This window comes from Flavobacterium sp. LC2016-12, from assembly GCF_015351595.1.
GTDB lineage: Bacteria > Bacteroidota > Bacteroidia > Flavobacteriales > Flavobacteriaceae > Flavobacterium.
The window spans coordinates 110636-133541 of sequence record NZ_JADKPT010000002.1; the positions used below are offsets into that span (position 1 = coordinate 110636).

Sequence of the window (22906 nt, forward strand, 5' to 3'; positions counted from 1 at the left end):
TAGGTGGGCAAAAGAACAAAAAAAAATTTAAAGTATTGTTAGTTGACTATTAAATACCAAAAACGTCTTTTGAGTTTTGTGTTGTAATTGCTGCAATTTCTTCTTCAGAAACATTATAAATATAAGATAATTTTGTCAAAACATTGACTAAATAGCTGCTTTCATTTCGTTTTCCACGGTACGGAATGGGTGCCAAATAAGGAGAATCGGTCTCTAAAACAATATGTTTTAAATCGATTTGATTTAGAAACTGATCGATTTTTCCGTTTTTGAAAGTTACAACTCCGCCAATTCCCAGCTTCATATTATAGGATATTGCCTGTAAAGCTTGTTCATGCGTTCCGGTAAAACAATGAAAAATTCCGAACAAATCATCCGATTTTTCTTCTTCTAAAATTTCAAAAATTTCATCAAAAGCTTCACGGCAATGAATTACGATTGGCAATTTGTATTGTTTTGCCAATTGAATTTGTCTTCTAAAAGCGATTTGTTGTTCTTTTAAGTGTGTTTTATCCCAATATAAATCGATCCCGATTTCGCCGATAGCATAAAATTTTCTTCTGGCTAATTCGGTTTCCACGTGTTTTAATTCTTCTTCATAATTATCTTTCACGTAAGTGGGATGTAAACCCATCATCAAAAAGACAAAATCCGGATAATTTTGCTCTAAATCGTACATCGACTGTGTGGCAGCGGCATCAATGGCGGGAATAAAAAAACGAGTTACTCCTGCATTTATGGCTCTTTGCATCATTTCGTCACGATCCTGATCAAATTCTTCAGAATATAAATGGGTATGTGTATCGGTAATTATGGATGTTGAATTCAATGGTGAAATTTTTTAAAAAGCCAAAATTACGACAATATTAAAAACTTTCCCAATCTTGATGAGATGGCACACGGATGATACGGATTCACTTCGTGAAAGCGCGGATGAACACGGATTTTTTTGTTTCTATTTGCTAAGAATTTGCATTTTCTTGTCACGCCGAGGAACGAGGAATCCCCGCAAGAAGCTCGACAAAGATTGGCAATTCTCTCTGCGGAGTTACTTGCGGGGATTCCTCGTTCGGAATGACAAACTAAATTTGAAAGCTATTTCCCAGTTTCAATAAAAACCAAGGCCCGATCTAAAACCTCATCTTTTCCTTCCTGAATTCCTTTGATTGTTGGTTTTACTTCAATATCAGGAACAATTCCTATTCTTTGCGTTTCCCGTTTATCTGGATAAAAAACACCAATCCCTGAGAAATTAGTATTAAATCCCTCAAAATCAAAAATAGAAACATTTCCGTCTGCGCCAGCCGTTTGGCTTCCGATAATTGTAGTGCGACCACAAGTTTGAAAACACATCGCAGTCCATTCTGCCTGACTTTGAGCGTCTTCATTTAGTAAAAGAACCACTTTTCCTTTGTAATAATCTTTATTATCAAAACCCATTGAAGTTCCGCTACTCCATTTACATCTTCCCGGATAACTTAAATCCGGATGAGTATAAATGGCAAATTTCTTTTCCTGAGGGTTTAAAAAATTTCCTATTGCTTCAAAAGTACCTTTCGGGTAATTTCTCATATCAAAAACGATTGCTTTTGTGTTTTTTAGTGCCTCAATCATGTCGGGAATATTTTTGACACCTATAACTCCCATATTAACATAGCCGGTATCATTATTTAAAAGCTTGAATTTTTCCTTCTTTTTTCGTGCTCCTTTTTTAAATTCATTTCTGTGTGAATCATGATACTCATACCAGGTCATTGTCTTTGTAACATACTTTTCATTTTGAAAAAATTCCACTTTTACTGTGTCTGAAGTATTGCTCCTTAGTATTTTCTTCGCCAGTTTATCCAAATATTTAGGTTCATTTGAAGCGCAAATCAAATCCCTGTTTTCTGCGATAAGCTCCTTTATGGTTTTATCATTTATTTTGGTAATTACAGTACCCACTTTTATATCATCGGCCTGAGCAAGACTATCGGCCAAAATTTCTGTAACAACCAGTTTCTCATCAATTATCTTTCCGTTACCAGGAAAATAATTTCTTACTTTGGGAGATGAATAGGTATAAAATTCTGTATGACTGTCATTAATTCCAGACACCATTTTTCTCATTACCAAATAAAAATCATCTTGACTCTCTGCTTTAATTGCCAGCGGTATTATTTTTTCTAAAGTAACATCCCATTTCTTATCCATTAGATATTTACTCGGAAAAAAATATTCTACTAAATTCCAGTACATAAATACCATTCGAAGTTTTGAGTTTTTATCTGCAAAATCAGGATGCTTCTTATTTTCATTTTTCAAACCAACATTCCCAACCCCATCTACACCATAAATGTAAAACTGCTCTCCTTGAAATCTATTCTCTTCTATAAATTTAAGTTTCTTTGAAAGTTTTTTAGAAAATAATTTAGTACTGTTGATCCAACTTAAATCGAAGTTTTTATCAAAATATTCGACATCTTTTACCGCTGCAATTGGAGCGATTTCCGGCACAACTCCCAAATCATCAATCCAGTTTTCGAGAATTAAGGAGAATTCTGCTTTCGTTTGTGCTTTATCTATTTTAGGCAACATATCCAGAAGTTGTTGATCCCAATTGAAATCGCCATTGGCCACTTTTGGATGATAATATTTCAAGAATCCCCAAACTTTACAAGTTGCGGCAAGTTTTTCGGTTTCTGTAATTTTGGCCTGGCCAAAGGTAATTTGTGTAAGAACTAAGAGAAAAAAGAGGGCAATTTTTTTCATTTAATAATGGTTATATTTTAAATAGTTTTGGGTTAGTTTAAAAAATTATTTTCCGTTTTTAGCAAACAATAAAGCTCTTTCCAGAACTTCATCTTTATCTTGCTGAGCACCTACAATCGTTGGCTTTACTTCAATATTAGGAACAATACCAATACGCTGTGTTTCTTTTTTATTGGGATAAAAAACACCTGCAGAAGTAAAAGATGAATCAAAACCTTTAATAATATTGAAGTAATAATTTGGTCCATCAGCACCTGACGTCTGAGTACCAATGATAGTAGCATTTGGTGCGGTCTGCAGGCTCATTGCCGTTTGTTCACCAAAACTGTGCGTTCCCGGACCTACCAAAGCAACTACTTTACCTTTATAATAGTCTGGATTAATTTTACCACATTCCTGCATCTCGTTGTTAAAGTAGTAACGACCTGGATAACTCAAATCCGGATAAAGTAATCTCAGTATCGGTTTGGGTTCTGGATTTAAATATTCGTTAACGAGAAAATCTGTATCGGTTGGTCTGTTTCTTATATCAAAAATAATAGCCTGTGTGTTTTTCAATTTTTCCATCATTTCTGGTATTTCTTCTTTTGGTACTTTGTTCATCTTTACGTAACCAATGTTATTTTCCAGAATTTCCCATTTCGGTGAAGTCTTTGGCGGTGATCTTTTAATTTTTTCACCTGGATAACGATGTATCTTCTTTTGTGAGGTGACGTTATCCCTAATAAATTCAATTTCTATTTCATCAGTATTTCCGCTAAACATCAAAAAACCGCCATTTACTGTCGCCACAGCCTTGTTAGACCCCTGCACATATTTTAAAATTTCTTCTAATCTTTTTGCAACAGTTACACCATCAATTTTGGTTACAATATCTCCTATTTTTAAGTCATCGATTTTTGCCAAAGAATCATTTGCTACAGTAGTGATTACCGCTTTATCGTCTATAAATTTGGTTCCGAAAGCAGTATATTTTTCACCGCCTAAGTATTTCATCATTCCCGAATTAAAAATAGCAGCATGGCTATCGTTAAGTTTTATCGATATTTCACGCATAGCCATTAAAAATTCTTTTTCAGAAGCAGAATTTGCAATATGGGGTAAAATTTCAATCAGAGCCTCGTCCCATTTCTGATCCATTACATATTTATATGGAAAAAAATATTCTGTATAATTCCAAAAACGGAATAATGCTAATACGCGCAATTTTTTATCTGTCCATTGAAAATCAGTATATACCGGCTCATTTACAAATTGAAGTGCAACTCCTTTTCCGTCACGATTTACATAATAATTTGGACCTTGAAATCTGTTCTCTGTAATAAACTTAAGCTTCTTTGAAAGACTTTTTGAAAACAATTTGTCTTTTTGTGTCCACTCTAAATCCAGATTTTTATAAAAGTAATCTCTCTTCTTGTCATCAGCTGCAGGTTTATTTACTGGTACGACTCCTAAATCATCTATCCATTTTTCGATAAGTAGCGAATAGGCTTCTTTGGTCTGTGCATTTTCGATCTTTGGTAAAACTTCAAAAAGTTTTTCATCCCAATTGGTTTTTCCACTTGCAACAACTGGGTGGTAATATTTCAAGAATCCCCAAACTTTACAAGTTGCGGCAAGTTTTTCAGTTTCTGTGATTTTGGCCTGGCCGAAGGTTATTTGTGAAAGAACCAGGAGAAAAAATAAGGTAATTTTTTTCATTAAATAAACGTTAGGTTATAATAGGTTTGGGTGTTTTGGCATAAAATAAATTCGAATGTAGTTATTAAAATTCAAATTCAATTACGGTTTTACGTAAAGGCTAAAAAGGATTTTACCACAAAGTGCACAAAGAGTTCTCACAGAGATTCGCAAAGATTTAATTTGATATGCTACATCTTGCAGAGATCACAAAGCTTCATCTTTTTAATCTGTGGCAATCTGTGGCAAAAAAAAATCGCAAAGCTATCTAAAACTCTGCGAATCTCTGTGAGAACTCTTCGTGTATCTCTGCGAAATAATTCTCTAATCTAAGGCATCCAATAGCTCCTGAACTTCATCATAATCCTCATAATCCTGAGAAATAGATTGCAGGATTTGCTTGCATCCTTTATAATCTTTTTGCTTCAATTTCATTATAGCTAAATTCCAAAGTGACTTGTCTTTATAAACAGGGTTTGTGGCTTTCAATTCGTTAAAAACAGCTTCTGCTTTTTGGTACTCACTGGTTTCTAATAAGGATACACCATAATAATATTGAACTTCTGGTGTTTTATTGTCTTTTAAAGCCATTTCAAAAAACAGAATAGCATCTTTAAATTTTCGGCTATTAAAAGCTTTTTCAGCTTGTAAAAGATGCATATCCGTAGTGCTTCTTTCTGTAAAATGAGCTTGCCCGGGATGATTGTAATCATTAAAAGACGGATTCTGATTGTAGTCAAAGAAGAACAATCCAAATAAAATAATTACAGAGGCTGCCGCAGCTAAATACCACGGACGCATCAATACTACTTTTGGTTTTTCTTTATTGAAATGCTTTTCTGCAATCTGATTCAGATTTTCTTTAAACGCTTCTCTTTCGGCTTCAAATCCAAATTTATTTTGTAATTGAAGCTCTACTTCTTTGAAAGTTTCAAATTCTGATGCAAATTCCGGATCTTCGGCTAATTGTTTTTCAAAATCAGTTTTTTCGGCAGCAGTCATTTCGCTTTGAAGATATTGATCAAATAATATATAGCGTTCTTCGTTCATGACTAATTGTTTTTTAGAGAATTAAAATTTTTAGCTTCCTGAATCCACTGCGTTAACTGACCTACGCACAACGATTTCTTTTTACGGACATAACCATAAGTTACGTTGAGTTTTTCAGCCACTTCTTCCATCGACTTAATTGAAAAACTTAGTTTTAAGAGTTCCTGACATTTGTCTCCAAGTTTCTGAAACATTGTGTCAAAAAGCTGTTGTTTTTCGTCAAATTCTTCTGTTTGTCCAATCAAATCGAGTGCAGATTCATTCATAGATACTATATCTTCATGAATTGTTACCCCTTTATTAGATGTTTTTTTAAATTCATTCAGCCATTTTCTTTTGCACAATAAAAAGAAATAAGCATCAAACGGGCAGGTTAATTTTAAGGTATTGGCTTTCGCCTGATTAAAAAGCAAGATCATTACTTCCTGAACAATATCTTGTGCCTGGTCTTTATCGCCGGAATTATTCATGACGAAAAAAACGACTTTTGGAACGAACTTTTTATAAATAGACTGAATGATTGCAGAGTCATTTGCAGCAAGTCCTTCAATATACATTTGGTCAGGATGAATTTTATTGTTGCCCATAAAAAAACTTTTTGATAGCTAATTTAGAAAAAGAATCTGAAATAACTTTCATTTCATGGGGTAACAATTACAAAATCAATTTGATATAGGAGTACAATAATCTTTTAAACCAAAATAATTAAGAGAAATGGAAACGTATCAATTCACAAACAAACAAAATCTCGATCAATTTTACGAAATGATTTCGGCTAAAAAACGAAATGGTTTTGTCATTATCGAACACAATGAAAAACTGCCTTATGTGGTTTTATCCAAAGAAAAAAAAGCCGTCAAACATTCTTTTCATCTCTTTCTGACTTGCATCACATTCGGACTATGGTCTCTTGTCTGGCTGTATTTAATTGTTACGCTTTCGCGAAAGAAAAACATACTGGTTGCTGTCGATGAAGACGGAAATCTCTTTGAAGACAAATGCCTTTCAGCATAAATTAAAAAAAATAAAAAATCGGGGTAACAATTTTATTGGTGAGTTGATATAAGTATATAAAATTAAAATTAATAACCAGAATCTGAAAATTACTTGAAACTAATCAAGACAGATTTATAAAAACTAGAAATCATGAATACAAAATTTAAAACTATTAGTCTTTTATTTTTATTAGTTATCACTTTAGTAAGTTGTGACACTAGCAGCGATGGCGATGCTATTATTATTTCTCCGCCAACTTCGGCAGCATTTAAAAGTATTAGCGAAAAAGGACTTAAAAGAAACACCCAAAACTTTACTATTACAGCCGGAGACGGAATGGTAACCTTTACTTCTGCAAAAGGCGTTAAAGTAAACATCAACGGAAACTGTTTAACCAAAAACGGAAATCCGGTAATAGGAACTGTAGCTATCGAATACATCGAACTTTTTGACAAAGGAAATATGTTAGTTACCAACAAACCAACAATGGGAATTACGGCCGACGGAAAGAAAAATTTACTGATTTCCGGAGGAGAAATCTTCATCAAAGCGACTCAGGGCGGTGTTGAACTTCAAAATTCCTGTTCAATGAGTATGATTATCCCAACTGCTTTAACTGATGGTTTGGACAATGCCATGACTTTATGGGCTGGTGTAATTGACGAAAAAGGTGAACTAGCCTGGAGAGAAGACAAAGAAGACAATGGCGGAAAAGGCGGTGTTCAGGGCGAAGGTGCCAACTATTATATAACTTTTGGAAACTTTGGATGGACAAATGTGGACCGCTTCTACAGCGATCCAAGACCTAAAACAACGATTCTTGTTGATGCTCCCGATGGCTATGATAACAACAATAGTGCGGTTTATTTATCTTATGACGGAGAAGGAACAAATGCATTGGCTAAGTTAGATACTTACACCACAGCCGGATTATTCAGCGAACACTATGGTCAAATTCCGATTGGATTGGCTTGCCACGTGATTTTTGTGACGGAAGACAATGGCAACTGGCGCTACGCAATAAAAGCCGTTACCGTTGCCGCAAACGATGTTTACACCTTTACACTTGGAGAAACTGTGGTTGGAACAGAAGCACAACTGGTAGCCGCAATCAATGCTATTCAGTAACTTACAAAATACTTTTAAGAAAAAGTGGTGATTTGCTCATCACTTTTTTTTACATTTAATCCAGTTTTAAAATTAATCCTGATGATTTTAAAGCTAAAAAACTACTAGCTATGAAACCACTCTTGTCTATTTTCTTTATTCTATTTTCTATTCTCTCAATAGGACAAACCAAAGTAAAAGACACCATAACCAGAAGAGCCAATATTGGTTTTATTCAAAACGGAAACGTTGTTAATTATAAACCCGAAACGCCGCCTTTGATTCCGATTGCGGGTGCGCCAAAACCAAGTTATTCCTATTTATGGGAACTTGGCGATGGCCACTACAGCAAAGAAGCGGAACCTAAACATGTCTATAAAAATAAAGGGACATACACTACCCGTTTGGCTGTAACTAACAATTATGACAACGGAAAACCACCAGCAACACGACCTAAAAAAGTAGCTATAAACGATATAACGGATACGAATTATAAAGATATTGCATCAATAGAAGATCAAAATGGGTTCGCAATCATCAAAAACTGCGACCCTATTCCGGAACAGGAAATGGTAGTTGTAGTAGGTTATCAAAATCTGGAGAATTATGTAGCGAGCGGAAAACTGTATTTGTTTTATAATGAAAAACAATTCAAAAACAATAATTTTGAATTGGTCGATTTTAGAACCTATGCCAACGAACGCGAAATAAACGAAAACACAGTTGCTTCTGTTGATGATTTGGATGATTCTAAAAATTATCTGACTTCCTCCGAAAACTTAGTTAAGCTCAAAAAATACCGAAATACAACCACTGAAGAAGATTTGGATGCTTCCTTATTAGAAGCTAATAAAACCTATCATAACGTTTCGGTTTTAGAATTTGATGATACCAATCCGGGCGAAACACGCAATGTTTTTTATACGTTTAAAACCACTCCCGAAATGATAAAAGACACCAGCGCAACAGTTACGATGCGTGGCATTTTTGTTCCAAATCGAAGTTATAAAAACCACAAAATTAAAAATCTGGAAATGGAGATTGTCACTTCTCACGACCCGAACAAAATGGGATCGAACGGAAGTTTTATGAATTACAGATTGGTGCGTTTTAAAAGAGTGAATTTTAAAACCCGTTTTCAAAATAACGGCGAAGGTCCGGCGCGAATGATTCGGTTAGAAACGGATATTCCGGATATGTTTGATAAAAAGACATTTCAGATTGAAGACATGTATCCAAGATGTCCGATTTGTCCAAAAGACGAAGAACCAACTGTAAGTTGTCTGGATACAATTATCAAACAAAAACAGATTTTCTTCACTTTCAAAAACATTTATTTGCCGGGAAGTGAACAGAAAAATGTACATGAAAAAGATTCTACAAAAGGTTTTGTAAAATATTCAATGAAGTTTGCAGAGGACTTCCATAAAGTAAAAACCCGAAGCCGAACAGCAATTATATTTGATAAAAACGAACCTATAATAACCAATTACGCCACTACCCGATTCTTGCCCGGAATTTCGATTGGTGCAAAAGCCGGATACAATTTATATCCTGATTTAGATAAATCGACAAGCTATTTTGTGGGCGCCACGATTTCGCCTTTTAAATCCTATCGTTTTTATTGGCAGGCAGAATGGGTTAATGCTTTGAACAAGTACGATAGTGAAGTTGATATTAAAAATGAAATAAACACAAACGCAAACGGAGTAAGACAATTGGTGCGTACCACTACTGAGACAGAAAACAAAAATGTCAATTGGGAAGTTCCGCTTTTGATTCGCTATAACATTAATAATTATATTGGAATTGGTGCTGGAATTCAGGCGAATATCAATGTCTCTGAAGAACAAAATCAGAATATAAAAACCGAAACTTTTGAAGCTGAAAAAGAAGTTTTTTTAATTAGTACAACCACAACATCCAATACAATAAAAAACTCCTTTACTGATATTAAGACTGGTCTTTTGTTTGATTTAACGGCTGGTTTCGCCAGAATTGGTCCAAGTTTGGGTGCGAGATATGTGATTAATTTTGAACAGAATTTTAATTATTTCCAGTTTTACGGGATTTGGAAGTTTTGATTTTTTCACCATATAAGTGATGTAAGTTCATGTTAAAAACCGGATAACTTATTATCGAAATATGCTTCTCTATATTAAAAGTAACATAGAAGCTTATATAACCTCTTTAGTTTGATTTTAGAATTATACGCAACGATTAATATGAACTTACATCACTTATATGGTGAAAAAAAATACGCCATCAATTAACATGAACTTATATCACTTATATGGTTTAATCTTTTTTTTTATAAATCTGAATGTTTTTGGACAGCATCAGGAAGATAAAATATATAATACAATTGATGTTTTTGTTGCTCATCCTTCCGCGAAAGCGTTACAGAATTTAACGAAAACGGAGGCTGATTTCTGGAGAAATTCCAAACCAAAAACTACCGATGAATTACTGGCAATTGTGGTTTTAAACTGCAATAAAGCCTATTATGAAAATCAGTTCGGGCAAACGGAAAAAGCGATTTCGAGTTATGAAAAAGCCTGGCAAATTTATCAGAAACAGCAACTTTCCAATTATGATATTATTGAATTTTGCCTGAAACCTTTGGGTAATTTATACACCGTTTTAGGTGATTATGATAATGCTGAGAATACTATTAAACAGTATTTTTTTATTGTCAATACTACCAAAAATTATTCTGATGCACAAAAACAGAAATTTGCTGCGATTTTGAATTTATCGAATGTGTATCAGAGTTCCGGAAAGATTTCTTTGGCTATTGAATTATTGGAAAACACTTTAAAAACAGAAAAATTATCGAATGTTCAAAAAGGGACTTTGCTGAATAATTTGGGGAATAATTATATATTAAGTTCGGCTGGAAATTTGATGCGGCCGGAGATTTATGACAAAGCCGAAAATGCTTTTGAATCGGCGGTTAATTATCTTAAAAATGAAAAAGAGCAATCAGAAACTTTATCCAATTCTTATCGAAATCTGGCAACTCTTAATAGGCAAAGACAACAATTTGAAGTCGCCGATTCGTATTTAACAAAAGCTGAAAAACTGTATTTTCAAACTAAAAACCAACAGCCACGAAAAGTAGCAAAACTCTATTATGAAAAAGCTTTATTGCTTTTTGATGAGCAAAAATATGATGAAAGTGAGAAACAGATTTCTGCAGTTTTTAAAATTCTAATTCCCAACTATTCTTTAAAAAACATTTCTCCCAATCAAAATCAATTGTATGCTGAAACGGTTTTAATTGATGTTTTAGATTTACAAGCAGAAATTCTATTCAAACAAAATCATCCAAAAAAAGCTCTCGACGCCTTCAAACTTTCTTTTTATATCGAAGATCTTTTGATGAATGGATTAATTTATGAAAATTCTAAAATTATAACCCAAATCAGAGCGCGCAATCGTACTGAGAAATGTCTTTTGATTTATGATCGATTGTATGAGGAAGACAGTAAAATACAATATTTAGACGACGCTTTTCAATTGGCCGAAAAAACAAAATCCGGAATTTTAAAAGGTTATCGTTCAAATATTAAAGACGCTTCCGCGAAAGAAAAACAAATTATACAGCAATTTCAGAATGTCAATAACACTATTATAAAAGAACAGCAAAAAGGCGATTTAGCCAATATTTCAAAAATAAATCAGCTTATAAAAAAGCAAAATGAATTGATGCTTTTGCTGAAAAATATTCAATCTGAAAACCCGGATTATATTCCTGAAAACTGTAATTTAAAACAATTGTTTTCAAAGTTAGAAAACGATAAAGCTGTTTTAGTTTATTATTTTATCGGAAATGAAAATCTGTTTTATTTCACTTTACAAAATAATAGAATCAATTTTAAGCATATATATACTGCACACAGATCTATGCTCGAAATTGTGAAATTTATTGATTATTTCAGTTCTGCAGACGCGATTACAAATGATGTTTCGGGATATAATTATTATGGAAAAAGAGTTTATGATTTGTTGAAATTACCTTCAAATGTCATCTATAAAAACCTCATCATTGTTCCTGATGGAATTTTGAATTTCCTTCCTTTTGAAACATTGATTACCACAGAATCAAACACAACCAATTTTGCTAAAATGCATTATTTGCTCAATGATTTCAATATTGCCTATAATAATTCAGCAAATATGTATCTGAATTCAAAACCAATTTCAAAATCACATAAAACAGTTTTGGGCGTTTTTCCCATATTCGAAAAAACGGCTTTTGAATTGACTTATTCAAAGAAAGAATTAGAATCCATCCGAAGTAATTTCAAGGGAAAATATTTAGAAAATTCAGGAGCGAGTTTTTCAAATTTCAAAAACAATGCTTCCAATTATTCCATTTTACATTTAAGTACACATGCTTCTTCCGGCGATGTTGAAACTCCGGCAAGTATTAAATTCTCTGATCAGGAAATATTGTATTCTGAATTGTATAACCTCAACATCAATCCGGATTTAGTGGTTTTAAGTGCTTGCGAAACCGGAATTGGTAAACTCTATAAAGCCGAAGGCACCATGAGTGTGGCGCGAGGTTTTCAGTTTGCCGGCGCACAAAATTTACTATTTTCTTTATGGAAAGTAAACGATTATACCACATCGGTTTTTATGACTGATTTCTATAAAAATGTCAAAAATGATGTTCCTTATTTTGAAGGTAATGCCGATGCGAAAATTGCTTTTTTGAATGATAAATCGATTCCGAATGCTAAAAAATCTCCCTATTACTGGAGCTCGTTTGTGTATTACGGTTCAATCTCACAGAAAGAAAAAACATCAAATTATATCTATTATATCATTAGTTTATTGACTGTAATTGGTTTATTTTTGATACTCAATCATTATCGAAAATGGAAAATCTTCACGAGGTTCTTAAAAAAAAGAGCTACAAAAAAATAAAATTCAAAGTTACCAAGACGCAACATCTTTTGATAAAAGCAAAAATCAATGGTATTTTGGGGAATTTTATTCTTGATACAGGAGCTTCCAATACTTGTATAGGTTTTGAAAGTGTTGAACTTTTTAGTGTTACAGCAAAAAAATCAAAAACCAAAGCTTCAGGAGCTGGCGGAACAGGTATGCGAACGCAAATTTCGGCCAGTAATCTTTTACAAATCGGAAGCTGGAAAAATGCAGATTTCAGTTTAGTAATTTTTGATCTTTCGCATGTTAATGAAGCATTGGAAGCTTATAAATCAAAGGCGGTTGATGGTATTATTGGTGCTGATGTTTTATTGGAAGGCAAGGCTATTATTGATTATTATAATCATTATCTTTATCTAAAATTATAAATTTAAGTTTTTGAAATTTATAATTCCAAGACTTTATAATTCAAGATTTCATGTTTAAAGAAAATTTAATGTGAAGTTGTTTTGTGAGAAAATCATTCTTTATACAATTGTAGAATCGCTTTTTGTATATATTTGTTAAGTCCATTTTAACAAATCTAATACTATGAAAAAAACATTATTTTGTTTTCTTTTCTTTTTTACTACTGTTTTTTATGCCCAGGTTACCAATATTGAACACTGTGCTGGTGATACTAATTTTGACTTAACAATTCGAAAAACTGAATTACTAGACAATCTAAATCCCACTGAAACCTCAATTAGTTATCATTTAAGTCTTGAAGAAGCAAACAACAATACAAATGCAATTGCAAATCCTTCGGGCTATATCAGTACTGAAAATTCTAAAACCATTTATGCCCGAATTGATAATCTTGGGACTATTACAACCAATTATTTTAATTTAATTTTAAACTCTTATTTGATTTCTCTTATAACTACAGAAGGAATTTCTTGTATAAACCCCGAAGGAACTGTTACTATTATGGGAAGTGGAGGAAAATCTCCTTATCAATATGCATTTAATGGAGGCTCTTATAGCTCTGCTAATGTATTTACCAATTTAGAACCGGGAATGTACATGATAAATACAAAAGATGCTTTAGGCTGTGTCTATTCACTGATGGTTGCCCTTGTTGCTTATCAACCAATCATTGCAGAAGTATTAAAAAAAGATGTAACTTGTTCTGGAATGAAAGATGGATCTATTACAATAAATACATCTGGCGGAAATTTACCTTTTACTTATTCTCTTAAAGATCTTTCCGGAACACCGATAGTAAGTGAGCAATCGACAATGGTTTTCGCAAATTTAGAGGCGGGAAATTATACTGTCGAAATTACCGATGCCACTGGATGCAAAGTATTACTTCAGACCTATATAACGGAACCTACACCTTTAATTGCAGATGTTCTTGTAGAAAATCTAACAATAACCATTACAGCAATTGGAGGAAGTGGCCAATATGAATATTCCTTAGAAGGAATTAATTTTCAGTCTAATCCTGTTTTTAAAGTCCCTAATTATGGAAATTATAAAATAACAGTAAGGGATACAAATGGCTGTGGTGTGTATGTAATTGATGTAACTGTAGACCCACCACCACCATTGATAGACGGAAAAGACGAATTAACACTTGAATTTAAACCTGGACAAACTTTAGCAGATCTTGTTGTTGAAGGACAAAATATAAAATGGTATAGCAGTGATAATGCTGCGGCTGGAAAAATGAGTAAATCAGCTTTGGAAGCTACTTTGCCATTAACTACAATTCTGGTTGACGGAACGACCTATTACGCTTCGCAAACCATAAACGGAATTGAAAGCAGAGAACGTCTTGCTGTAACGGCAAAATTAAATGGCGATCTTTCGACTCCCGATTTTGTTTTACCCAATTTTAAATACTATCCAAATCCTATTCAGCATGTTTTGAGTGTTGACAATACTTCAAACATTGATAAAATCGAAATAATTTCTATTTCCGGAAAATCTATTCTAGAGAAAAAAATCAACAACACACATTCAGAAATTGATTTATCAAATGTTGCATCAGGATTTTATTTCTTAAAAGTTATTTCAGAAGGTCAAACTAAAACAATTAAGATTGTAAAGAAATAAACCTAATTAAATTCCAAATAATGAATCCCAAATTCCAAATTTGGGAACTTCAGTCAAATAAAAAATCCCAAACTCCTTTCGGAATTTGGGATTTTTTCAATCTAAAATTAAATCAAAATTAATGGGTATGTTTAGGATTAAAACCGTCCTCACTTAATTCTGTATGCTCATAATCAGCAACCATTTCAGCTTCGTAATCGATTTTTTCTCCTTTGCTAACTTTAGCAATTATTTTCTCCATGATGTTATAAATAACCGGAACCACAATTAAGGTTAGGAATAAAGAAGAAATTAATCCTCCGATAATTACCCAAGCCAATCCGTTTTTCCATTCCGCTCCAGCTCCAGATGCTAATGCAATTGGGAACATACCAAATACCATCGCAATTGTAGTCATCAAAATCGGACGTAAACGAGCGTGATTTGCCTGAATTAATGCCGTTCTGATTGATTCTCCAGCTGCTCTTCTTTGGTTTGTATAATCAACAAGCATGATCGCATTCTTACATACCAGACCAATCAACATGATGATACCTAAAATGGTAAAGATGTTTAATGAGTTGTTTGTTAAAGCTAATGCCAACATCGCACCAATAAACGAAAGCGGAATCGCAAATAATACTACGAATGGGTGAACGAAACTGTCATATAAACTCACCATTACAAGATAAACCAAAATAATAGCGGCTAATAAAGCGATTCCTAAAGTACCAAATCCTTCAGATTGGTTCTCCTGGTCACCTCCCCAGATATAGTTAACACCAGCTGGTTTTTCAAGTTTATCTAACTTAGCCTGCCATTGTGTTACAATTGTTCCGGAAGGAACCCCAACGTTTTGTCCTTTTACAGTTACCGATGCTGATTTATCTCTACGCTCTAACTGGCTAGGTCCTGAACCTTCTGTAATGGTTGCAAACTGAGATAATTTAATTTGCTGACCAGCTGCATTGATGAAAATCAAATTACTAACATCCGTAATACTTTTTCTATCAAAAGCATTATATCTGATGTTGATATCATATTCGTATTCACCAGCTCTGTATTTTCCGTCAGTATTTCCACTAAAAGCAGTTTGCATGGTTAAACCTACTGTTTGTAATGTCAACCCTAAAGCTGCCATTTTATCGCGATCTACCTTAACGTTAATCTCAGGGTTACCATCTTCAACTGTTAATTTGATCTCTGTTGTTCCAGGAATAGTACGTAATTCTGCTTCGGCTTTTTTAGCAAATGCCATAGCCGCTTCTGTTGAAGGACCTGTTACAATTAATCCTAAAGTTGCATCTTCAGCAGTACCTAAGATACCAACCGGAACCGTTTTTACTTTTGCTCCAACCAATACTTTTTCAAGTTTACGTTTGATTTTTGCAGCGTATACGTTTGCATCATCTGTACGATCTTTTTGCTCGATCATTTTTACGTCAATCTCTGCTTTGTAAGCTGTAGCTTGCGACGCACCAAATCCTTCAGAAGTTTGTCCTACTGTTGTAATCTGACTGTGAACATATTCCTGAGCTTTCAAATAAGCTTCTGCCTTTTGCGTCATGAAGTTCGTTTGTTCTAACGAAGCATCTTTCGGCATTTCGATTTGAACCAGGAACTCTCCACTATCAGAAGAAGCGAAAAACTCTCCTCCAATGAAACCTCCACCCATTAATCCTATTGTTGATCCGAAGAACAATACTAATACAACTAAAATAGTTTTAACATAGTGATCTAAACACCAAGTTAATAATTCAGAAACCCAGTTAGTAAAACGTGTTAAATAACTTTCGAAACCAAGAATAATTCTTCCAAATAAATTCTTTCCTTCGATATGCTCTAATTTACCAAAACGAGATGATAACCATGGAATAATAGTAAACGAAGCTAAAAGTGATAATAAAGTTGATATAATTACCGTAACACAGAATTGTGTGATAATATTAGAAACCAAACCAGAACTCATCGCGATAGGCAAGAATACCACCACAATTACCAAGGTAATCGAAGTTACGGTTCCACCAATTTCTGCAGTACCATCGTATGATGCACGAATTCGGCTTTTACCCATTTCCATGTGCCTGTAGATATTTTCCAATACCACAATCGCATCATCCACAAGAATACCAACCACCAGAGATAGTCCTAATAAACTCATTAAGTTTAATGTATATCCCATTAAATAAATACCAATAAATGTTGCAATCAAAGAGGCAGGAATAGAAACCATTACAATCAACGAGTTTCTAATACTGTGTAAGAAGAATAACATTACAAATGCTACCAGAATTACCGCGATTAATAAATCGTGAACAACAGAATCTGCTGCTTCAAGAGTAAAAATCGTACTGTCTTTTGCAACTTCTAATTTTAAATGATTTTTTTCATAATCTTTTTCAAGAGTTGCAATTGTTTTCAATAATTGCTCACTTACTGCAACCGCATTTGCATCAGATTGTTTAACGATTTGTAAAACAATTGCACTTTTTTGATCTACACGAGATATTTTCTCTGCTACTTTTTGAGTATCCTGAACGTCTGCAATATCACTTAAACGAACCTGAATTCCGTTTTGAGAAGAAACTACTAAATTTCTTAATTCTTCAACACTTTTATATTTACCCGCTAAACGAATTAATATTTTTTGATTTCTCGTTTGGATGTTTCCTGTTGGGAAATCTAAGTTTGAACTCAAAATATTTTGTTGCACCTGAGGAATAGATAATCCGTAACCCTGCATTTTTAATGCATCAAGATTTACCTGAATCTCACGTTCCTCACCACCAATAATATTTACCTGCGCCACACCTTGTACACGAGACAAAATAGGGGCGATTTTTTTATCAATTAAGTCATAAAACTCCGCCTCGTCCATTTTTCCGTTGGCACCAAGCGTCATGATTGGTAAATCACTCAGCGAGAATTTGGTTAACGAAGGTGTTTCAGCATCATCTGGTAAATCACTAATGATTGCATTGATTTTTCGTTGCGCGTCATTTAATGAGAAATCGACTTTTGCATTTGATGTCAGTGTAATCGAAACGATAGATAAACTTTCGTATGATTTCGAGTCAATTTTCTTGACATTTTCTAAGGATGCAATCGCATCCTCAATTTTCTTGGTTACAGTGTTTTCTACCTCACTTGGAGAAGCTCCAGGATAAATTGTAGAAATTGTAATAACGTTTTGCTCAAATTTAGGGATCAGCTCATAACCTAACTGGCTATAACTGAACAATCCACCAAGTGTCAGAATTGTAAACAATACAATTACTAACGACGGACGTTTTATGGATATTTCGGCTAATTTCATATTTTTTTATTTATGCTTTAGGCTATAAGCAACAGGCTTTACGCTTTTAAAATGCTTAAAGCTTATTGCTTACGGCTTACAGCCTATAATTACTTAATAATTTCTACTTTATTACCGTCTTGTAAGTTAATTTGACCGGTAGTAATTACTTTTTCGCCATCAGATAATCCGTTGATGATTTCTACCTGATCTCCTAAAATTCTTCCAGCAGTTACTTTTTTCAATTTTGCAATACCATTTTCAGCTACAAAAATCTCGTTGCTGCTTACACTTCCTACGAATGCATTTCTAGGTACAACCATTAACTGTTGTTTTTGTTGGTTTGAAGCAAAATTTGCAGTACCATACATACCTGCTTTCAGGTCGTTATTTGTATTGTTTGCAATTTCAATTTCAACAGGGAAGTTTAAACTTTCGTCTGCTTTTGCAGCAATAAAAGTGATTTTTCCAGAGAAATTTTTGTCCGGGTAAACACTAGCAGTTACACTGATAGTATTTCCAACTTTTAAACTTGCTACCTGATTTTCGTTTACTGTAACTACCAATTTTAATTTAGAAACATTTACGATATCAAACAATGCAGTTGCCGGCATTCCTGTCAAGATAGATCCTGGCTCAATGTATTTTTTATTGATAAATCCGCTGATTGGCGCTTTTACTCTTGTATCTCCAACATTAATATTAGCCTGAGTTAAGTTAGATTGAGCATTTGTTAAAGCCAATTTCGCCTGATCTAATTGTTGTTTTGTAACACCACCTGTTTTAAAAGCATTTTCATATCTAGCATAATCTGATTTTGCATTTGCGTATACAGCCTGCGCTTGTTGTGCATTTACATTGATAACGTCACCTCTCATTGTCAATAAAGTTTGACCTACTTTTACGTAATCTCCTTCTTTTGCCAAAACGCTGATTACTTTTCCTGATTTCTCAGCAGAAAATGTCAACTGTTGAATTGGTTGGAAATTTCCGTTTGCAACGAAGTCTAGCGAAACTTCTTCTGTTTTTACCGGAGAAATTTTTACTGAAACCGCAGCATTTTTCTCGGCAACGATATCAGTTTTAGCTTTATTCTCCTTCTTATTATTATTTAAGACATATCCAATCACCCCTAAGGCTGCGATTATGATTACGATTGTTATAATAGTTTTCTTCATTGTAATTAGTTATTTAATAAGAGTTTTTAGTTCGCCTTTTGATTTGATTAGTGTTATCTCAGCAATTTTGTAATTTAAAACTGCTCTTGTAAAATTATTTTGAGCCTCAAGAGATTCGTTTTCAGCATCCAATAAATCGGTTAATGATGCTAATCCCTGAAGGTAATTGTTTTTCGTATCGCTTAAGATTTCTTTAGCCAAACGCATGTTTTCCCTTTGATTGTTAATCGTGATAAGGTTATTTTCAATTTGAGCCATTGCGTTTCTGTAATCTAAATCAAGTGAAAGTTTGGTGTCTTTAATATCTTCCTGAAGTGATCTGATTTCAACATCTGCTTGTCTTACTTTAGCACGAGTTCCGAAACCTGTAAAGATTGGCACATGTAAATTCAATCCAATAGAAGAATAATCAGACCAATAAACACCATCTCTTGGTTTTCCAAAAAGAGGCATTTCAGGACCCTGCCCTAAATAATTATAACCCGCAACCAGGTTTAATGTTGGGTAATATAATGCTTCAGTAGCTTTCTTATTAAACACTAATAATTCTTCTTGTTTTTTCAAAAGCAAATATTCCGTTCTGTTCTCAACATTAGGAACTTCCGTTAAGGCAGCAGGAACCACTTCAAATTCTTCTTTTGGGATCTCGATTTGAGCTTCTATAGGCATTCCCATATAAAACTTCAACGCATTTTCCTGTAAAGTAATTTGATTTTTAATTTGTTGACGCTCTGTATCAATGTTAGACATTTTAACAATAATACGATCTAAATCAATTTTTTTAGCCAGACCATTGTCAAATTGCCCCTGTACAATATTGCGAACTTTAGTAGTATTAACGTAATTGCTATCTAGTAAAATTAATCTTTCACGTTGTACGTAAACAGCATAATAATTATTCGCTACCCTTTCAATAACTTGTTCTTCTGTTAATTCGTCATTTATTTGATAAAACTCACGAGTAGATTTAGCAGCTCTCAAACCTGTAAAAACAGATTGATCAAACAACGCCTGACTTAAAGAAATTCCCGCACCAGAAGTCCATTTTTGACCAAAAGTAGCCTGAATAGCAGTTCCCGGCTGACCAAAAGATCCTCCATCGATTACACTAGTTTGCAGAATTGGATTATAGGTTAAACTTGCATTACCAGAAATTTGCGGTAAAGCTCTTGAGCGAATTTCCTGAATTTGATACTCACTATTTTCAACCTGTAGTTTCGATTTTTTAGCATCCGCTTTGTTTTGCAGCGCGTATGTAAGAGCCTCTTTTAAGGTTAGGGTTTTGACTTGTGCGTTGGCAGTCAAGCCAATTGAACACAAAAATATAAGAATTATTCGTTTCATATAGATTGATTAATTAAGTACTAAATTTTTTAAGTTGTTTTTCTAATTCGATTATTCCCTTTTCGGTTGCCATAGCTCTCGTATGATATTCCAAAGCTTCTAATTCTATTTTTTGTGCTTCTCTTTCAGAAACCGTAGTTGCATTAATGTGAAAAATCAGGGTGTAATAAAACTTCACATAAATATCAATATTCAAATCGGCTCTGTATAAATTCTCGCTAATTCCTTTTAAGATATTGTCTTTAAAGTAATGATTACACTGATCGATTTCGTGTGTCATTACATTTTGATAGATTTCCGGATAATGCTTTTTCAACTGATAAAGAGGCGAAGTATCCGTCGCGTTTTTAAACATATCGCGAAACATTTCGCGAATTTCAAAGTTCTCATGAATGGCATTATAATCTTTCGCAACAATGGTATCAATAACTTCATGAACCTGTTTATGAACCATTGAAGTACTTTCTTCAATCAAAACTTCTTTATTACAGAAATATTTGTAAATCGTTTTTTTAGAAATACACATTTCGCCTGCAATATCGTCCATCGTAACGCTTTTAAAACCGAGCTTTAAAAACAACTCACTCGCTTTTGATATGATTTTCTCTTTCATTTTAAATTCAAATTGCATTACAAATATAATTAGGAAACTAAAATTGAAAAAATAGTTTCCATTATATTTGTAATAATTTTACATTAATTTATTCATTATGTAAGATTTATATACTAAATTCCAGATTTGCAATAAGTTTAATATCTTTTCCTAATGCTAAACCACCGTTGAAGTTAAATGCATTATAATCTAAACCAAAGTCCTGACGTTTAATATCTCCCTTAATTTCAAAAGCAACTTTTTTCTGTCCGTTATATGAATTGACACCAATAAATTCTGCATCAAGTTCTACAACTCTGGTAACATCTTTTATGGTTAAATCACCTTTGAAAAAATTGATATTATCATTAATCTTCTGAAAGGATGTGGATTTGAAACTGATAATCGGATGCTCGTTTACATTGAATAAATCATTCAATTGCATGTGAGAATCGATATGCTGAAAACTGTCATTTTTATTATTAACATCTAATGAAAATTCAACCGAAGCATCTTCGATTTCATTGTCTTCGATATTAACGTAACCGTCAAATTTATTTGTAGTTCCTCCTAAATAGGCAATAATCGAATGTCTCATTTTAATCAAAACATCTGATTGGCTAGAATCTAAGGTCCATGTTGTTTTCATAATTATTTGGTTTTGTTTAGTTATAACTCATCTAAACTTAAAATGGAAACTTTTTAAGTGTTCCGGGTTTCCATTTGAGATTGCAAATATAGACAGGAAACTCTAAACACCAAATAAGTTTCCAAGTTTTTTTTAAAAATAATTTAACAGATTAAAAATGAGTTCAATGTTACCCGATTTTAAATCTTAGTTAGCATTTAAATTTTAGGGTAATATATTTCATATTTGAATTGTATCTTTGAGCCTCGATAAACAGATTTTCATTTTATGCACGATATTAGTCAGTACCAGGAATTTTTCATTAGTTATTTAGAAAACCAAAGCATAGACAAAGAGCCCAAAAATCTTTACGAACCTATTACCTATATTTTAGGGCTTGGCGGAAAACGAATGCGTCCGGTACTAACTTTAATGGCTGCAGAAGTTTTTGATGCCGATTATAAAATAGCCCTTCCGGCAGCGATGGCAGTTGAAGTTTTCCATAATTTCTCGTTGGTTCATGATGACATTATGGATGATGCACCTTTACGAAGAGGGCAAGTAACTGTTCATGAAAAATGGAATATCAATACTGGAATTCTTTCCGGCGATGCAATGTTAATTCTGGCTTATCAGTATTTCGAACAATACGAACCAACTGTTTTTAGGGATTTAGCAAAATTATTCAGCAAAACAGCCCTTGAAGTTTGCGAAGGACAACAATGGGATGTTGATTTTGAAGAAAGAAACAATGTAACCATTTCGGAATACCTGAAAATGATCGAATATAAAACAGCTGTTTTAGTTGCTGCAGCCATGAAAATGGGTGCTATTGTAGCGAAAACTTCTGAAAAAGAAGCTGATTTAATTTATGATTTTGGACTTAATCTTGGATTGGCATTTCAGTTACAAGATGATTATTTAGATGCTTTCGGAGATCCGGAAACCTTTGGAAAACAAGTTGGGGGAGATATTATCGAAAACAAAAAAACGTATTTATATCTAAAAGCTCTTGAATTTTCATCTAAAGAAAAAGCAGCAGAATTACGACAGTTATTCGAATTACAATTAGAAGATAATTTAGAAAAAATAGAAACTGCGAAAGCGATTTTTAATGCATCAGGAGCTTCAAAAGCGACTCAGGAAGCGATAGAAATGTACACTTTTAAAGCTTTTGAAACTTTAGAAAAAATGGATATTAATGCCGAAAAGAAAAGTATTTTGAGAACTTTCGGTGAAAATCTAATGGGACGTAAGGTTTAAAAAAATCAATAACAATAGCAATTGCAAAAATCAATTTT

Annotated in this window: 17 protein-coding genes; 7 read left to right on the plus strand and 10 right to left on the minus strand. The window is 33.4% G+C overall.

Features of this window, described 5'->3' with window-relative positions:
* Nucleotides 1-49 precede the first annotated feature (49 nt).
* The 5 genes from IRZ99_RS04930 to IRZ99_RS04950 all read right to left on the minus strand — a co-directional run bounded on the left by IRZ99_RS04930 (nucleotide 50) and on the right by IRZ99_RS04950 (nucleotide 6068).
* Nucleotides 50-829 carry a TatD family hydrolase gene (locus IRZ99_RS04930; protein WP_194656216.1) on the minus strand — a complete coding sequence of 260 codons (780 nt, stop codon included), beginning with the start codon at nucleotides 827-829 and terminating at the stop codon, nucleotides 50-52.
* Between the two features lie 266 nt (nucleotides 830-1095).
* Entirely contained in the window at nucleotides 1096-2751 is a 1656-nt protein-coding gene (locus IRZ99_RS04935) for a S41 family peptidase (RefSeq protein WP_194656217.1), read from the minus strand.
* 45 nt (nucleotides 2752-2796) lie between these two features.
* The gene (locus IRZ99_RS04940; protein ID WP_194656218.1) at nucleotides 2797-4452 is read right to left on the minus strand and encodes a S41 family peptidase; all 1656 of its coding nucleotides are present in this window, start codon (nucleotides 4450-4452) and stop codon (nucleotides 2797-2799) included.
* A 303-nt stretch (nucleotides 4453-4755) separates the two neighbouring features.
* Nucleotides 4756-5481, minus strand: a complete 726-nt coding sequence (locus IRZ99_RS04945; protein WP_194656219.1) for a tetratricopeptide repeat protein — start codon at nucleotides 5479-5481, stop codon at nucleotides 4756-4758.
* A gap of 2 nt (nucleotides 5482-5483) precedes the next feature.
* On the minus strand, nucleotides 5484-6068 hold the full coding sequence (locus IRZ99_RS04950) for an RNA polymerase sigma factor (RefSeq protein WP_194656220.1): 585 nt from the start codon (nucleotides 6066-6068) through the stop codon (nucleotides 5484-5486).
* 127 nt (nucleotides 6069-6195) lie between these two features.
* Here IRZ99_RS04950 and IRZ99_RS04955 point away from each other — a divergent pair, with 127 nt between their 5' ends.
* The 6 genes from IRZ99_RS04955 to IRZ99_RS04980 all read left to right on the plus strand — a co-directional run bounded on the left by IRZ99_RS04955 (nucleotide 6196) and on the right by IRZ99_RS04980 (nucleotide 14589).
* Entirely contained in the window at nucleotides 6196-6495 is a 300-nt protein-coding gene (locus IRZ99_RS04955; protein ID WP_194656221.1) for a hypothetical protein, read from the plus strand.
* 132 nt (nucleotides 6496-6627) lie between these two features.
* Nucleotides 6628-7605, plus strand: a complete 978-nt coding sequence (locus IRZ99_RS04960; protein ID WP_194656222.1) for a hypothetical protein — start codon at nucleotides 6628-6630, stop codon at nucleotides 7603-7605.
* Between the two features lie 110 nt (nucleotides 7606-7715).
* Complete coding sequence (locus IRZ99_RS04965) at nucleotides 7716-9668, plus strand: PKD domain-containing protein (protein ID WP_194656223.1); 1953 nt, start codon at nucleotides 7716-7718, stop codon at nucleotides 9666-9668.
* A 160-nt stretch (nucleotides 9669-9828) separates the two neighbouring features.
* On the plus strand, nucleotides 9829-12522 hold the full coding sequence (locus tag IRZ99_RS04970; RefSeq protein ID WP_228519023.1) for a CHAT domain-containing protein: 2694 nt from the start codon (nucleotides 9829-9831) through the stop codon (nucleotides 12520-12522).
* On the plus strand, nucleotides 12474-12914 hold the full coding sequence (locus tag IRZ99_RS04975; RefSeq protein ID WP_194656224.1) for a retropepsin-like aspartic protease: 441 nt from the start codon (nucleotides 12474-12476) through the stop codon (nucleotides 12912-12914). Before IRZ99_RS04970 ends, IRZ99_RS04975 begins: the two co-directional genes overlap by 49 nt.
* A gap of 163 nt (nucleotides 12915-13077) precedes the next feature.
* Nucleotides 13078-14589: a T9SS type A sorting domain-containing protein gene (locus tag IRZ99_RS04980; protein ID WP_194656225.1), complete on the plus strand. Its 1512-nt coding sequence runs from the start codon at nucleotides 13078-13080 to the stop codon at nucleotides 14587-14589.
* A 118-nt stretch (nucleotides 14590-14707) separates the two neighbouring features.
* Here IRZ99_RS04980 and IRZ99_RS04985 read toward each other — a convergent pair whose 3' ends face one another.
* The 5 genes from IRZ99_RS04985 to IRZ99_RS05005 form a co-directional block, all read right to left on the minus strand.
* Complete coding sequence (locus IRZ99_RS04985; protein ID WP_194656226.1) at nucleotides 14708-17884, minus strand: efflux RND transporter permease subunit; 3177 nt, start codon at nucleotides 17882-17884, stop codon at nucleotides 14708-14710.
* 89 nt (nucleotides 17885-17973) lie between these two features.
* On the minus strand, nucleotides 17974-19041 hold the full coding sequence (locus tag IRZ99_RS04990) for an efflux RND transporter periplasmic adaptor subunit (RefSeq protein WP_194656227.1): 1068 nt from the start codon (nucleotides 19039-19041) through the stop codon (nucleotides 17974-17976).
* 9 nt (nucleotides 19042-19050) lie between these two features.
* Complete coding sequence (locus IRZ99_RS04995; RefSeq protein ID WP_194656228.1) at nucleotides 19051-20385, minus strand: TolC family protein; 1335 nt, start codon at nucleotides 20383-20385, stop codon at nucleotides 19051-19053.
* Nucleotides 20386-20398: 13 nt separating this feature from the next.
* Nucleotides 20399-20998 carry a TetR/AcrR family transcriptional regulator gene (locus IRZ99_RS05000; protein WP_194656229.1) on the minus strand — a complete coding sequence of 200 codons (600 nt, stop codon included), beginning with the start codon at nucleotides 20996-20998 and terminating at the stop codon, nucleotides 20399-20401.
* Nucleotides 20999-21104: 106 nt separating this feature from the next.
* Nucleotides 21105-21626 carry a YceI family protein gene (locus IRZ99_RS05005; RefSeq protein ID WP_072970212.1) on the minus strand — a complete coding sequence of 174 codons (522 nt, stop codon included), beginning with the start codon at nucleotides 21624-21626 and terminating at the stop codon, nucleotides 21105-21107.
* A 267-nt stretch (nucleotides 21627-21893) separates the two neighbouring features.
* On the opposite strand from IRZ99_RS05005, the gene IRZ99_RS05010 reads away from it, so the two are divergent.
* Entirely contained in the window at nucleotides 21894-22868 is a 975-nt protein-coding gene (locus IRZ99_RS05010; protein ID WP_194656230.1) for a polyprenyl synthetase family protein, read from the plus strand.
* Nucleotides 22869-22906 lie beyond the last annotated feature (38 nt).

Coding starts and splice junctions, on each gene's coding strand:
- IRZ99_RS04935 (WP_194656217.1), bottom strand. CDS start 2,751: ATGAAAAAAATTGCCCTCTTTTTTCTCTTAGTTCTTACACAAATTACC.
- IRZ99_RS04940 (WP_194656218.1), bottom strand. CDS start 4,452: ATGAAAAAAATTACCTTATTTTTTCTCCTGGTTCTTTCACAAATAACC.
- IRZ99_RS04945 (WP_194656219.1), bottom strand. CDS start 5,481: ATGAACGAAGAACGCTATATATTATTTGATCAATATCTTCAAAGCGAA.
- IRZ99_RS04950 (WP_194656220.1), bottom strand. CDS start 6,068: ATGGGCAACAATAAAATTCATCCTGACCAAATGTATATTGAAGGACTT.
- IRZ99_RS04955 (WP_194656221.1), top strand. CDS start 6,196: ATGGAAACGTATCAATTCACAAACAAACAAAATCTCGATCAATTTTAC.
- IRZ99_RS04960 (WP_194656222.1), top strand. CDS start 6,628: ATGAATACAAAATTTAAAACTATTAGTCTTTTATTTTTATTAGTTATC.
- IRZ99_RS04965 (WP_194656223.1), top strand. CDS start 7,716: ATGAAACCACTCTTGTCTATTTTCTTTATTCTATTTTCTATTCTCTCA.
- IRZ99_RS04970 (WP_228519023.1), top strand. CDS start 9,829: ATGGTGAAAAAAAATACGCCATCAATTAACATGAACTTATATCACTTA.
- IRZ99_RS04975 (WP_194656224.1), top strand. CDS start 12,474: ATGGAAAATCTTCACGAGGTTCTTAAAAAAAAGAGCTACAAAAAAATA.
- IRZ99_RS04980 (WP_194656225.1), top strand. CDS start 13,078: ATGAAAAAAACATTATTTTGTTTTCTTTTCTTTTTTACTACTGTTTTT.
- IRZ99_RS04985 (WP_194656226.1), bottom strand. CDS start 17,884: ATGAAATTAGCCGAAATATCCATAAAACGTCCGTCGTTAGTAATTGTA.
- IRZ99_RS04990 (WP_194656227.1), bottom strand. CDS start 19,041: ATGAAGAAAACTATTATAACAATCGTAATCATAATCGCAGCCTTAGGG.
- IRZ99_RS04995 (WP_194656228.1), bottom strand. CDS start 20,385: ATGAAACGAATAATTCTTATATTTTTGTGTTCAATTGGCTTGACTGCC.
- IRZ99_RS05000 (WP_194656229.1), bottom strand. CDS start 20,998: ATGAAAGAGAAAATCATATCAAAAGCGAGTGAGTTGTTTTTAAAGCTC.
- IRZ99_RS05005 (WP_072970212.1), bottom strand. CDS start 21,626: ATGAAAACAACATGGACCTTAGATTCTAGCCAATCAGATGTTTTGATT.
- IRZ99_RS05010 (WP_194656230.1), top strand. CDS start 21,894: ATGCACGATATTAGTCAGTACCAGGAATTTTTCATTAGTTATTTAGAA.